We start from the raw sequence: 11,773 nt of genomic DNA on the forward strand, positions 1-11,773 counted from the left end.
CCCCGGCCGGGCATCACCCAGTCAACCGGCGTGGAGGGTCGCCGGGCATCAGCCGCAGGTCGTCGGGCGGTCATCCCCGGGTATGATCCCGGCGGCCACGACGGCGCCCACCACGGTGCCGGGGGAGGGGCGTCAGGAGGCGCGGACGGCCGCGGCGATGATGGCGCGGAGGCTGCCGCGCAGGTTCTCGAGCTCGCCCACCGGCAGCCCGAGGCGCTCGACGATGCGCGGCGGGATGGTCTCGGCCACGGCCCGCAGGTCGCGCCCTGCTGCGGTGAGCCGCACCTCCAGCGCCCGCTCGTCGGCCCTGCTGCGCTTGCGCTCGATGTACCCCGTCGCCTCCAGCCGCTTGAGCAGCGGGGAGAGGGTCGCCGGCTCGAGCTGGAGGGCGTCGCTCAGGTCCTTCACCGACCGCGGTTCTCGCTCCCACAGCGCCAGCATCACGAGGTACTGGGGGTGCGTCAGGCCCAGCGGTTCGAGGACCGGGCGGTATAACGCGATCACGCTGCGCGCGGCCACGGCGAGCCCGAAGCAGACCTGATTCTCGAGCGCGAGGATGTCCGCGTCGGTCGCTCCGGAGCCTGTGGCCGCCAGCTCAGTAGTCATCGGTGCGCCGCTCCTCGATCCGCTCGCCGGTGGCGGGGTCGATCATGTCTCGGCGGGTGACCGTCGTGGAGCGCCGGCGCAGCGCGAAGACGAGCGAGATGACGAAGACGACGAGGCCCGCACCCATCAGGATGTACCCCGTCAGCTTCAGGTCGATCCACGTCACCTCGATGTTCAACGCGAAGGCCAGGATCAACCCGACGACGAAGAGGAAGATGCCGCTGCCGATTCCCATGTCCGCGCTCCTTCGATCGTGGCGTCAGGCTACCTCGCGAGTCACTCCGCGCGCGAGAACTCCGAGGCGCGGGCGATCTGGTCCGCCGTCAGGGCCACGCCGGTGTAGCGCTCGAACTGGCGGGCCGCCTGGAGGGCGATGACCTCCGCACCGGTGATCAAGGTCTTGTCCGCCGCTCGACCGGCCGCGACGAGCGGCGTCTCCGAGGGGAACGCGACGACGTCGAAGACGGTGCTCGCCGCCTCGATCTGCGCGGGCGTGAACGACAGCGCCTGCTCGTCCGCGCCGCGCATCCCGAGCGGGGTGACGTTGACGACCATGTCGTAGCCGGGCGCCTCCTCCTCCGCGACCCAGCGGTAGCCGTAGCGCTCGGCCAGCGCCGGGCCGGCCTCGGCGTTGCGCGCGACGATCGTCAGGTCCTCGAACCCGACACCGCGGAAGGCGGCGACGACCGCCTTCGCCATGCCGCCGGAGCCGCGCAGCAGCACCCGCTGCGTCGGGTCGACGCGGCGCTCGTCGAGCAGCATCGCGACGGCCTCGTAGTCCGTGTTGGAGGCGGTGAGGAAGCCGTCCTCGTTGACCACCGTGTTCACCGACTCGATCGCCACGGCGGAGGGCTCCAGGTTGTCCACCAGCGGGATGATCGCCTCCTTGAACGGCATGGAGACCGAGCACCCCCGGAAGCCGAGCGCGCGGATGCCGCGCACGGCCCCCTCCAGGTCATCCGTCGTGAATGCCTTGTACATGAAGTTGAGCCCGAGCTCGTCGTACAGGAAGTTGTGGAAGCGGGTGCCGATGTTGCTGGGACGGGCGGCGAGCGAGATGCAGACCTGCATGTCCTTGTTCAGGATGGGCATGCCGCCATTCTGACAGGCGCCCGTGGGAGCCGGGCGGTGCACCGACCGGTCGTCCCCCATCGGTGTTACGTTCACAGCTTGACTACAAGGCGGTCATCCCTCACTCTTGAGGGCATGACCGCCACCTCGGGGCTCCTCGCTCGTGGCGCTCGCAATCCGGGGTCGCAGGGTGCGCTCAGACATCTGAACCAGGAGCGGCTCGTCGAGTTCCTCCTCGCCAACGGTCCGTCGACCCAGGCTGAGCTGGCGCGCGGCACGGGCCTGTCCACCGCCACCGTCTCGAACATCGTCCGCGACATGGCGGCGAAGGGTGTCGTCTCGACCTCCCCGGTCACCTCCAGCGGCCGCCGCGCGCTGCTCGTGCAGCTCGCCGACACCGGTGATATCGCGGTCGGAGCCGACTTCGGCCGCCGCCACGTGCGGATCGTCCTCTCCACGCTCGGCTACCAGGTGCTGGCCGAGGAGGAGCTCGCACTGCCGCTCGGCTACGACGTCCCGAGCGCGCTGGCCGAGGCCTCCGCGCTGCTCGACCGCATGCTGGCCGAGGGAGGCCACGACCGCGAATCCGTGCTGGCGGTCGGCGTCGGCATCCCCGGCCCGATCGACAGGAGGACCGGCACCGTGCTGCAGGGCGCGATCCTCCCCGAGTGGGTCGGCGTCAACCTGCGCGACCTCGAGAACGCCTTCCGCTTCCCGGTCGTGATCGACAACGACGCCAACCTCGGCGCGCTCGCCGAGGTGACCTGGGGAGCGAACCGCGGCGCGCGCAACATCATCTTCGTGAAGATCGGCTCCGGGATCGGGGCGGGCCTCATCCTCAACGGCCAGCCGTACTACGGCTACCTCGGCGTCACCGGCGAGCTGGGCCACACCCCGGTCGTCGACCAGGGCGTCATCTGCCGGTGCGGCAACCGCGGCTGCCTGGAGACCGTCGCCTCCACCTCCGTCATGCTGGAGTCGCTCAGCCGCAGCACGCACGGCCCGGCCTCCACCTCCGACCTCCTCCGCCGCGGGCGCGACCGCGACCCGGCCGCGCTGCGCGTGATCGGCGACGCCGGCGCCGCGATCGGCCAGGCCATCGGCAACATCGCCAACGTGATCAACCCCGAGCTCGTGATCATCGGCGGCCCGCTGGTGGGGCTGGGGGAGGCTCTGCTGGAGCCGATCCGCCGCGGATTGCAGCACAACGCCATCCCGATCGTGGCCGCGACGACGAACATCTGCGTGTCGTCGCTGGACGAGCGCGCGGAGTCGCTGGGTGCGGCTGCGCTGGTCATCCAGAACGCGCTCGCCGGTCTCGAATAACCTCTCGCGGCACCCGCGCGCGGTCGGCCGCCGCGGGAGTATCGTGTGCACACGCCGAGGCCGTTATCGCATTGTTGTCTTCACTATTTGACGCCAAGACGGAACATAGCGTTTACTACTTAGGCACAAGCAACAGAGACAGAGCAACGACGCAAGGAGCGACGATGTCGTCGAACGCAGTCATCCTTCAGATGCGCGCGATCACCAAGGAGTTCCCCGGGGTGAAGGCGCTCGAGGATGTCTCCCTCACCGTGCACGCCAACGAGATCCACGCGATCTGCGGCGAGAACGGCGCGGGCAAGTCCACCCTGATGAAGGTGTTGTCGGGTGTGTACCCGTACGGCACCTACAGCGGTGACATCGTCTACCAGGGCGAGGTCATGCGCTTCAAGGACATCAAGTCCAGCGAGTCGCAGGGCATCGTGATCATCCACCAGGAGCTCGCGCTCATCCCCGAGCTCTCGATCACCGAGAACATCTTCCTCGGCAACGAGCCCGGCCGCGGCGGCGTCATCGACTGGCAGGACGCCAAGATCCGCGCCGTCGAGCTGCTCGCGCGCGTCGGCCTCTCCGACGACCCCGACACCCAGATCAAGAACATCGGCGTCGGCAAGCAGCAGCTGGTCGAGATCGCGAAGGCGCTCAACAAGAACGTCAAGCTGCTGATCCTCGACGAGCCGACCGCCGCCCTCAACGAGGCGGAGTCGCAGCACCTGCTCGACCTCATCGTCGGGCTGAAGGGCAAGGGCGTCAGCTCCATCATCATCAGCCACAAGCTCAACGAGATCGAGCAGGTGGCCGACGAGATCACGATCATCCGCGACGGCCGCGCCATCGAGACCCTCAACGTGAAGGCCGACGGCGTCGACGAGGACCGCATCATCCGCGGCATGGTCGGCCGCACCCTCGAGAGCCGCTTCCCGGAGCGCACCCCGGACATCGGCGAGGTCTTCTTCGAGGTCCGCGACTGGGTCGTGCAGCACCCGCAGATCCCCGAGCGCCTTGTCGTCAAGAACTCCAGCTTCACCGTCCGCCGGGGCGAGATCGTCGGCTTCGCCGGCCTCATGGGCGCCGGCCGCACCGAGCTCGCCATGAGCGTCTTCGGCCGCTCCTACGGCAACTGGGTCTCCGGCGAGATCTACAAGGACGGCAAGGAGATCCAGGTCCGCAACGTCTCCGAGGCCATCGACAACGGCATGGCCTACGTGAGCGAGGACCGCAAGGTGCTCGGCCTCAACCTCCTCGACGACATCAAGCAGTCGATCGTCGCGGCCAAGCTCAAGAAGATCGCCAAGCGCGGTGTCGTGGACGACCTGCAGGAGTACGCCGTCGCCGACGACTACCGCAAGCGCCTGCGCATCCGCACGCCCGATGTCGACCGCGGCGTCTCCACGCTCTCCGGCGGCAACCAGCAGAAGGTCGTGCTGGCGAAGTGGATGTTCACCGACCCCGACCTGCTGATCCTCGACGAGCCGACCCGCGGCATCGACGTGGGCGCCAAGTTCGAGATCTACGGCATCATCCAGGCGCTGGCCGCGCAGGGCAAGGGCGTCATCGTCATCTCGTCCGAGCTGCCCGAGCTGCTCGGCATCTCCGATCGCATCTACACGATCTTCGAGGGGCAGATCACCAACGAGCTGCCCATCTCGGAGGCGACCCCCGAGACACTCCTGAAGAGCATGACTTCCGCAAAGAAGAGGGTGACCCAGTAACCATGACCACACAGATCGCTGACAAGAAGAAGTCCGGAGGGATCCGCGACCTCGGCAAGATGTTCGGCGGCGGCCAGTCCACGGGCCGGCAGTTCGGCATCCTGGGCGCGCTGGTCGTCATCGTCGTCCTGTTCGAGATCCTCACGGGCGGCAAGACGCTCGAGCCGGTGAACCTGATCAACCTGGTCAACCAGAACGTCTACGTCCTGGTGCTGGCCATCGGCATGGTCATGGTCATCATCGCCGGCCACATCGACCTGTCGGTCGGCTCGGTCGCCGCGGTGGTGGGCATCATCGTCGCCAAGTCGATGACCGACTGGAACCTCCCCTGGCCGCTCGCCATCGTGCTCGGCCTGATCATCGGTGTGATCATCGGCGCGTGGCAGGGCTGGTGGGTCGCCTACGTCGGCGTCCCCGCCTTCATCGTCACGCTGGCCGGCATGCTCATCTTCCGCGGGCTCAACCAGCTGATCGGAAACGCGAACACCATCCCGGTGCCCGACGGCTTCACCTACATCGGCGGCGGCTTCCTCCCCGAGTGGGGCCCGAACACCGGCTACAACAACTCCACGCTGCTGCTCGGCATCATCATCGCCGTGATCATCGCGGTGATGGAGGTCCGCACCCGCCGCAAGCAGACCAAGATGGGCTCCGACAAGGCGCCGCTCTGGGTCAGTGTCTTCAAGGTCGTCATCCTCGACGCGATCGTGCTCTACTTCACGATGCTGTTCGCCTCGGGCCGCGTCGGCACCTCGTTCCCGGTCGCCGGCATCATCCTCGGCGTCCTGGTCATCCTGTACTCGTTCATCACCCGCAACACGATCTTCGGCCGTCACATCTACGCGGTCGGCGGCAACTCCCACGCCGCGGAGCTGTCGGGCGTCAAGATCCGCCGGATCAACTTCTTCGTGATGATGAACATGTCGGTGCTCGCCGCGCTGGCCGGCATGATCGCCGTCGCACGCTCGGTCTCGTCCGGCCCGCAGGACGGCCTCAACTGGGAGCTCGACGCGATCGCCGCAGTCTTCATCGGTGGCGCCGCGGTCTCCGGCGGTATCGGTACGGTCGCCGGGTCCATCATCGGTGGTCTCGTCATCGCGGTCCTGAACAACGGCCTGCAGCTCCTCGGCGTCACCAGCGACAAGGTCCAGATCATCAAGGGCCTCGTGCTGCTGATCGCGGTCGGCGTCGACGTCTACTCCAAGCGCCGCGGTGGCCCGTCCTTGATCGGGCGGATGTTCAACCGCGACAAGGGCCAGCGCGCCGACGCCGCTGCCGAGGAGCAGCCCGCCGTCGTCCCGACCGGCGAGCCAGCAGAGGACTCGTCGCGGTCGCTGACCTCCTGAGCCTCCCCTCACGCTTCACCTCTCCTGCACCATCCCGAAAACACACAGAAAGTAGATTGCAATGCGCAAAATCGCACTCGCGACAGTGGCCGTCGCAGCTGCCGCCGCGCTCACCCTGACCGGCTGCTCCGGCGGCGGTCGTGGCGGCGCGAGCGGTGACTCGACCGCGGCCGGCTTCGACAAGGGAGCCACCATCGGCGTCGCCCTCCCGACCAAGACGTCGGAGAACTGGGTCCTCGCCGGTGACCTCTTCACCAACGGCCTGAAGGACGCCGGCTTCAAGGGCGACGTCCAGTACGCCGGCGCCTCGGGTGCCGTGGCCGACCAGCAGTCGCAGATCCAGTCGATGATCACCAATGGCGCCAAGGTCGTCATCATCGGTGCCGTCGACGGTGGCCAGCTGGCCGCGCAGGCCAAGGCGGCGCACGACGCCGGCGCCACGGTCATCGCGTACGACCGCCTCATCCTCAACTCGAACGACGTCGACTACTACGTCGCGTACGACAACGAGAAGGTCGGCGAGCTGCAGGGCCAGGCCCTCCTCGACGGCATGAAGGCCAAGTACCCGGGCAAGACGAAGTACAACATCGAGCTCTTCTCGGGCTCGCCGGACGACGCCAACTCGGCCGTCTTCTTCAACGGCGCGATGAAGGTCCTTCAGCCGAAGATCGACGACGGCACGCTGACGGTCGTCTCCAAGCAGACCGACATCAAGCAGACCGCCACCCAGGGCTGGCTGCCGGCGAACGCGCAGACCCGCATGGACAACCTGCTCGCCTCGAACTACGGCTCCGCCGAGCTCGACGGCGTCCTGTCGCCGAACGACACCCTGGCCCGCGCCATCATCACCTCGGTGAAGGGTGCAGGCAAGCCGGTCCCGATCGTCACCGGTCAGGACTCGGAGGCCGAGTCGGTCAAGTCCATCATGGCGGGCGAGCAGTACTCGACCATCAACAAGGACACCCGCAACCTGGTCAAGCAGGCCATCGAGATGGTGAAGTCGCTGCAGAAGGGCGACAAGCCGGACGTCAACGACGACAAGTCGTACGACAACGGCAAGAAGGTCGTCCCGGCCTTCCTGCTCAAGCCGGTCATCGTCACCAAGGAGAACGCGGCCGAGGCGTACGCCAACGACCCGACCCTGGAGCCGCTGACCAAGTAGTCGCACTCCACTGAACGACGCGAAGGCCGGACCCGATGGGTCCGGCCTTCGTGCTTCCCCCGATCCGTATCCCCCCGGTCGGATCCCCCTTGGGCCGAAGCTGAGGCCAGATTAGGAGACCGGAGCGCATCCTGGCATCGGGGCTGTCACGGATTCCGGTGACCGTGCCGGCACGTACCGACTGGTCTGTTTTCGACGTTCCGCGTCCGGTCAGAACGTGCGGAGGCGGTCGCTGAGCCGGGCGATGAAGTCGTCGATCAGCGTGATGGTCGCGCGGCCGTCGCGAGCGCGCGCGTGGTCGAGCAGCGCGGACGTGAAGCTCTCCAGCCGAGCGTGATCGATCCGCCCCTTGAGCTTGCGGCCGACGCGGCGCAGCTGCGGGATGACGTTGCTCAGCGCGCGCTGGCGGACCGCGTTGCCCTCGATCTGCGCGAAGGTCACCACCAGGTGCTGGAAGATCGTCACGTAGCGGACGATGTCGTCCTCTCGGGCCGCGTCGAGCAGCGAGTCCACGATCTCGGAGACGAGCGCATCGTCGTCCTCCTCCCAGAACGGGTAGCCGCGCAGGGCAGCGCCGCCCCACAGATCGCCGGTCACCTGGAGCGCGTCGATCACGCCCTCCACGTCGAGCGGCGCGACGCGGGTGTAGCGGTTGCGCTCCATCTCCACGAGACCCTGCTCCATGAGGCGGTCGAGTGCGTGCCGGATCGGGGTGCGCGAGATGCCGAGCCACTCGGCGAGCTCCGGGTCGCGCAGGCGCTCGCCGGGCTCGAGCACCCCCTCCATGATGGCGGCCTCGATGCGGTTGTACGCCTCCTGCGAGAGCGAGACGCGTTCGACGTGGTCGGTGGGCATGGGCATACGGGCAGTCTCCTTCGGGATGTTGTCGGGCCAGGATACCTCACGCTAAACTGCTTGAATATCACACACTTCACCCCAATTCGCGGGAGGTCCCGCCTCCCCGCACGAAGGACCGCGCATGACCATCGACTCCGTCCAGACCGGCTCCGGCACGCTGTCGTTCGCCGCCGCCGCGGCCGTGGCCGCCGCCGACCGCCGCTTGCTGCGCAACGACGTCTACGAGCTGCTGCTCGACCACATCCTGAACGGCGCCTTCCGGCCGGGGGAGCGGCTGAAGGACGCCGAGCTGACCGCCTGGCTCGGCGTCTCCCGCACGCCGGTCCGCGAAGCGCTCAGCCGGCTGGTGTCGGTCGGCCTCGTGCAGACCGCCCCGAACCGCTACACGATCGTCGCGCCCCTGGTCCCTCACGAGGTGGTGGGCGCTCTGGCGGTGCTGCGGCGCCTCTATCCCGACGCGATCCACGAGTCGATCCATCGTCCCGCCGCCGACGACGAGGTGCGCCTGGAGGTCCTCACCGCGCGGCTGCAGCGCGGTGAGACGGAGCCCGGCGAGGCATTCCGCCGGTGCATGTCCATCCTGCTCGACCGGCTCCAGAACCAGGTGCTCGCCGAGACGGTGGAGGCGGTGCAGCTGCGCATGCTCCGCTACCTCGCGCTCGATCCCGCGGCGGCCGACCTCCTGAGCCGTGAGCGCGTGACCGAGCTGATCCGCGCCGTCGCCGCCGGCGACGAGCGCGCGGTCGGGCTGGTCGACGACCTGCTCGAGGCCACGGAGCGCTCGCTCGACCGCTGAGGCGCTCGCTCGACCGCTGAGGCGTCCGGCCCGCGTCAGCGTCTGAGGAAGAAGGCGCGCAGCAGTGGCGCGACGACGTCGTCTTGCACCGCATGGCCCTGCCCGGGGACGGTCTGCGTGACCGCGTGCGGCAGACGGGCCGCGGCAGCGGAGACCGCGGCGACCATCCACGGCGAGCTGTCTCCTCCGACCAGCAACAGCGCCGGGCCCTCAGCCCCGACCAAGCGCTCGGGCGGCGCGTCGTCGGTCAGCGCGTACTCGTACGGCAGCGTCGGAGCGAGACCGACCATGCCCTGCCACCAGGGCTGGGAGCGAGCGGCGTCGACGTCCATCCCGACGTTCCCGAGGAAGAGCGCGGCCGCGGTGTCGCGATCCCCGGCCGCGAGGGCGGCGTCGACCGCGGCGGGCGTCGGGTTCTGTCCGCCGCCGTCGGGGGAGTAGGGAGGCTCGTACGCGGCCACCCGTGTCTCGTACGGAAGCGCCGCCGCCGTCTCCAGGGCCAGCGCACCGCCGGAGGAGTGCCCGTAGAGCATCGCCGTGCCGCCGACGGCGTCGATGACCGCCCGCACGTCGGCGACCTCCCGTGCGACAGCGGCCTCCCTGTCGGACGTGTCGGCCAGCCGGAAGCCGGCCTCCACCTCCAGCGCGCCGGCATCGTCGCTGTCTCCGCGACCGCGCCGATCGACGGTCACCACGGTGAAGTCGTCGGCGAGCAGGCGCGCGAGCCCGGCGGCGGAGGCGCGGGTATTGAAGGCGCCGTCGAGGAGGAGGAGCACGGGTCCGTCGCCGACGCGCTCGAAGGCGATCGTCGTGCCGTCGGGGCTGGTGGCCGTCTCGCGAGTGGTCATCGTCGTCCCTTCATCGCAGGTGCCGGGGTGCGGGCCGCTCCGCTCATGCTGCCCGCGGATGGCGTGCGCCGCAATGCCGCGCGGTAGAAACGCACGAGATCGGCGGCCGACGGCCGGGTGCTCGCCATGGTGGCAGGGTCCGTACGCCGGGCGGCCATGTGGTGCCGCCACGACTCGGCGGCGCAGCGGTGGTCCCAGCCGGCGGCGGCAGCGGCCTCCAGCGTCCGGCACCAGCCGATCAGCTCGCGGCCGGCGGAGGCGGGCGCCCAGGTGACGACGCGGAACCACACGTCGGGACGGTTGGGGTCGCCGAACGCGAACCGCCGGACGACCGCGTACGGCGCGCCCGCGGCACCCTGGCGGAGCAGCCACTCGGTGGGCTGCGCATTCGCCACCGGGTGCCAGTTCGCGCTCACGTCGAAACTGTACGGAGCGCCGCCGACACCTCCGCCCGGTCAGGTGAGGAGGCGGATGACGGCGGCGACCACCGCGGCGGCTGGCACCACGATGATGAACGGCACGCGCAGCGCGTAGAGGCCGGCGGCGATGGCGACGGCGGGGAGGCGCGCGTCGAGCTCCAGCGCCTGTCCGTTGCCGAACGTCTGCACGCAGATCAAGGCCGCGAGCAGCGCGGCCGTGAGCAGGTCGCTGACGCGCGCGACCGTCGGGTGGTCGAGCGTCTTCGGCGGCACGAGCCAGCCCGCGGCCTTCAGTGCGAGCACGGCGATGGAGCCGAGCAGGATGATGTGCCAGGTCGTCACGGCTCCACCTCCCGCTCCATCGGGATGGCCTCGGGATGCGGCGGCTCGTCGCGCCTCCCGAACAGGTTGAGCACACCCACGACGATGGCGACCACCGCCGCCGCCAGCACGGGCAGGCCGGGCATGAGGAACGGCGTGAGCAGGGTCGCGACGAAGGCCGCGGCGACCGCGACCGCCTGCGTCTGGCGCGCTTTCAGCCGCGGCCAGAGCAGGCCGAGGAAGGCGGCCGCCGCGGCGGCGTCGAGCCCGTACGCGCGCACGTCGCCGATGAGGTTGCCGAGCAGGGCCCCGGCGAGCGTCATCAGGTTCCAGCCGATGTAGACGACGAGGCCGGTGACCCAGAAGCCGATGCGCTGCGCCCGCGGCTCGGTCTGCGCGGTCGCGACGGCGGTCGACTCGTCGATGGTCAGCTGGACGGCGGCGGTGCGCCTCCAGAACCCGCGTCCGATCACGCGTGACAGCCGCAGCGCGTAGAAGGAGTTGCGCACCCCGAGCAGTGCGGCGCTCGCGATGGCGGTCCCTCCCGCAGCGACGCCGCCCGAGGCGAGCACGCCGATCAGCGCGAACTGCGACCCGCCGCTGAACATCACGAGGCTGAGCACGCAGGCCTGCCACACGTCGAGCCCCGACGCGGTCGCCAGTGCGCCGAACGAGATGCCGTACGCCGCGGTCGCGATGCCCACCGCCCAGCCCGACCGGGAGGCGGAGCGCTCCTCGGGCGTCACCGCAGCAGCCGGTCGACCAGGTCGTCCGCGGTCGTGTCGTCGAGCGTCCAGGGCAGGAAGATCACGCGGTAGATGATCGGTGCGATGACGCCGTCGATGATCTGGTCGGCGGTGACGGCCGACTCGGGGTGCCGCGCGAGCAGCATCCCGGCCTCGGTGCGGCGGTCGCGCAGGCAGTCGGCCTGGCGTTCGCCCGCGGCCGAGGCGCCGCCGCGCAGCAGGGCGGCGTTGACCGGCTTGCGGTAGTGCTCGACCAGCTCGCGCGCCCAGGCGGCGAGGTCCTCGCGGATGTCGTCGTGCTCGGGCAGCCGGCGGTTCGGGTCGAGCCGGTAGGTCGCGATGTCGTTGATCAGGGTCGGGAGGTCGCCCCAGCGCCGGTAGATGCTCGTCGGGTTGACGCCGGCGCGCTCCGCGATCATCGGCACGGTGACGCGCTCGCTGCCCTTCTCGCGCACGAGCTCCTCGACGGCCTTGCGCACGTTGTGGATGACCGCGGCGCTGCGGCCGCCCGTCCGCTTCGACGGTGTGGTCTCGGTGTCCATGGGAAACATCTTAAAGCAAA

General features: G+C 69.5%; 14 protein-coding genes. 5 read left to right on the forward strand and 9 right to left on the reverse strand.

Annotated elements, in window-relative coordinates; translation table 11 throughout:
- Nucleotides 1-132: 132 nt before the first annotated feature.
- The 3 genes from P5G50_RS03715 to P5G50_RS03725 are packed head-to-tail and all read right to left on the reverse strand — an operon-like array spanning nucleotide 133 to nucleotide 1,698.
- Complete coding sequence (locus P5G50_RS03715; RefSeq protein WP_301211774.1) at nucleotides 133-606, reverse strand: MarR family winged helix-turn-helix transcriptional regulator; 474 nt, start codon at nucleotides 604-606, stop codon at nucleotides 133-135.
- On the reverse strand, nucleotides 596-841 hold the full coding sequence (locus P5G50_RS03720) for a DUF6458 family protein (RefSeq protein ID WP_301211775.1): 246 nt from the start codon (nucleotides 839-841) through the stop codon (nucleotides 596-598). Before P5G50_RS03720 ends, P5G50_RS03715 begins: the two co-directional genes overlap by 11 nt.
- Nucleotides 842-882: 41 nt before the next feature.
- Entirely contained in the window at nucleotides 883-1,698 is an 816-nt protein-coding gene (locus P5G50_RS03725) for a shikimate 5-dehydrogenase (RefSeq protein ID WP_301211776.1), read from the reverse strand.
- A gap of 114 nt (nucleotides 1,699-1,812) precedes the next feature.
- Between P5G50_RS03725 and P5G50_RS03730 the strand changes: the two genes are divergently transcribed.
- The 4 genes from P5G50_RS03730 to P5G50_RS03745 all read left to right on the forward strand — a co-directional run bounded on the left by P5G50_RS03730 (nucleotide 1,813) and on the right by P5G50_RS03745 (nucleotide 7,223).
- Entirely contained in the window at nucleotides 1,813-3,003 is a 1,191-nt protein-coding gene (locus tag P5G50_RS03730; protein ID WP_301211777.1) for an ROK family transcriptional regulator, read from the forward strand.
- A gap of 164 nt (nucleotides 3,004-3,167) precedes the next feature.
- Nucleotides 3,168-4,715, forward strand: coding sequence for a multiple monosaccharide ABC transporter ATP-binding protein (gene mmsA, locus P5G50_RS03735; protein ID WP_301211778.1), 1,548 nt, complete (start codon nucleotides 3,168-3,170; stop codon nucleotides 4,713-4,715).
- A gap of 2 nt (nucleotides 4,716-4,717) precedes the next feature.
- Nucleotides 4,718-6,061, forward strand: a complete 1,344-nt coding sequence (mmsB, locus tag P5G50_RS03740) for a multiple monosaccharide ABC transporter permease (RefSeq protein ID WP_301211779.1) — start codon at nucleotides 4,718-4,720, stop codon at nucleotides 6,059-6,061.
- 61 nt (nucleotides 6,062-6,122) lie between these two features.
- The gene (locus P5G50_RS03745) at nucleotides 6,123-7,223 is read left to right on the forward strand and encodes a substrate-binding domain-containing protein (protein ID WP_301211780.1); all 1,101 of its coding nucleotides are present in this window, start codon (nucleotides 6,123-6,125) and stop codon (nucleotides 7,221-7,223) included.
- A gap of 210 nt (nucleotides 7,224-7,433) precedes the next feature.
- On the opposite strand, the gene P5G50_RS03750 is transcribed toward P5G50_RS03745, so the two are convergent.
- Nucleotides 7,434-8,084, reverse strand: a complete 651-nt coding sequence (locus tag P5G50_RS03750; RefSeq protein ID WP_301211781.1) for a GntR family transcriptional regulator — start codon at nucleotides 8,082-8,084, stop codon at nucleotides 7,434-7,436.
- Nucleotides 8,085-8,202: 118 nt separating this feature from the next.
- On the opposite strand from P5G50_RS03750, the gene P5G50_RS03755 reads away from it, so the two are divergent.
- Nucleotides 8,203-8,877, forward strand: a complete 675-nt coding sequence (locus P5G50_RS03755) for a GntR family transcriptional regulator (RefSeq protein WP_301211782.1) — start codon at nucleotides 8,203-8,205, stop codon at nucleotides 8,875-8,877.
- A 35-nt stretch (nucleotides 8,878-8,912) separates the two neighbouring features.
- Here the strand turns inward: P5G50_RS03755 and P5G50_RS03760 are convergent, their stop codons facing one another.
- Genes P5G50_RS03760 through P5G50_RS03780 form a run of 5 tightly spaced genes read right to left on the reverse strand, consistent with a single transcriptional unit; the run spans nucleotide 8,913 to nucleotide 11,753 of the window.
- Nucleotides 8,913-9,725 (reverse strand): alpha/beta fold hydrolase, encoded by an 813-nt coding sequence (locus P5G50_RS03760; RefSeq protein ID WP_301211783.1) that lies wholly within the window; start codon nucleotides 9,723-9,725, stop codon nucleotides 8,913-8,915.
- Nucleotides 9,722-10,141 carry a hypothetical protein gene (locus tag P5G50_RS03765; RefSeq protein WP_301211785.1) on the reverse strand — a complete coding sequence of 140 codons (420 nt, stop codon included), beginning with the start codon at nucleotides 10,139-10,141 and terminating at the stop codon, nucleotides 9,722-9,724. Before P5G50_RS03765 ends, P5G50_RS03760 begins: the two co-directional genes overlap by 4 nt.
- A 39-nt stretch (nucleotides 10,142-10,180) precedes the next feature.
- On the reverse strand, nucleotides 10,181-10,486 hold the full coding sequence (locus P5G50_RS03770) for an AzlD domain-containing protein (protein WP_301211786.1): 306 nt from the start codon (nucleotides 10,484-10,486) through the stop codon (nucleotides 10,181-10,183).
- Nucleotides 10,483-11,211, reverse strand: a complete 729-nt coding sequence (locus tag P5G50_RS03775) for an AzlC family ABC transporter permease (RefSeq protein ID WP_301211787.1) — start codon at nucleotides 11,209-11,211, stop codon at nucleotides 10,483-10,485. Before P5G50_RS03775 ends, P5G50_RS03770 begins: the two co-directional genes overlap by 4 nt.
- A complete protein-coding gene (locus P5G50_RS03780) occupies nucleotides 11,208-11,753 on the reverse strand; it encodes a TetR/AcrR family transcriptional regulator (RefSeq protein WP_301211788.1) in 546 nt (181 codons plus the stop codon). Before P5G50_RS03780 ends, P5G50_RS03775 begins: the two co-directional genes overlap by 4 nt.
- Between the last annotated feature and the right edge of the window lie 20 nt (nucleotides 11,754-11,773).

The sequence above is a fragment of the Leifsonia williamsii genome (genome assembly GCF_030433685.1).
Taxonomy (GTDB): domain Bacteria; phylum Actinomycetota; class Actinomycetes; order Actinomycetales; family Microbacteriaceae; genus Leifsonia; species Leifsonia williamsii.

Coding starts and splice junctions, on each gene's coding strand:
- P5G50_RS03715 (WP_301211774.1), bottom strand. CDS start 606: ATGACTACTGAGCTGGCGGCCACAGGCTCCGGAGCGACCGACGCGGAC.
- P5G50_RS03720 (WP_301211775.1), bottom strand. CDS start 841: ATGGGAATCGGCAGCGGCATCTTCCTCTTCGTCGTCGGGTTGATCCTG.
- P5G50_RS03725 (WP_301211776.1), bottom strand. CDS start 1,698: ATGCCCATCCTGAACAAGGACATGCAGGTCTGCATCTCGCTCGCCGCC.
- P5G50_RS03730 (WP_301211777.1), top strand. CDS start 1,813: ATGACCGCCACCTCGGGGCTCCTCGCTCGTGGCGCTCGCAATCCGGGG.
- mmsA (WP_301211778.1), top strand. CDS start 3,168: ATGTCGTCGAACGCAGTCATCCTTCAGATGCGCGCGATCACCAAGGAG.
- mmsB (WP_301211779.1), top strand. CDS start 4,718: ATGACCACACAGATCGCTGACAAGAAGAAGTCCGGAGGGATCCGCGAC.
- P5G50_RS03745 (WP_301211780.1), top strand. CDS start 6,123: ATGCGCAAAATCGCACTCGCGACAGTGGCCGTCGCAGCTGCCGCCGCG.
- P5G50_RS03750 (WP_301211781.1), bottom strand. CDS start 8,084: ATGCCCATGCCCACCGACCACGTCGAACGCGTCTCGCTCTCGCAGGAG.
- P5G50_RS03755 (WP_301211782.1), top strand. CDS start 8,203: ATGACCATCGACTCCGTCCAGACCGGCTCCGGCACGCTGTCGTTCGCC.
- P5G50_RS03760 (WP_301211783.1), bottom strand. CDS start 9,725: ATGACCACTCGCGAGACGGCCACCAGCCCCGACGGCACGACGATCGCC.
- P5G50_RS03780 (WP_301211788.1), bottom strand. CDS start 11,753: ATGGACACCGAGACCACACCGTCGAAGCGGACGGGCGGCCGCAGCGCC.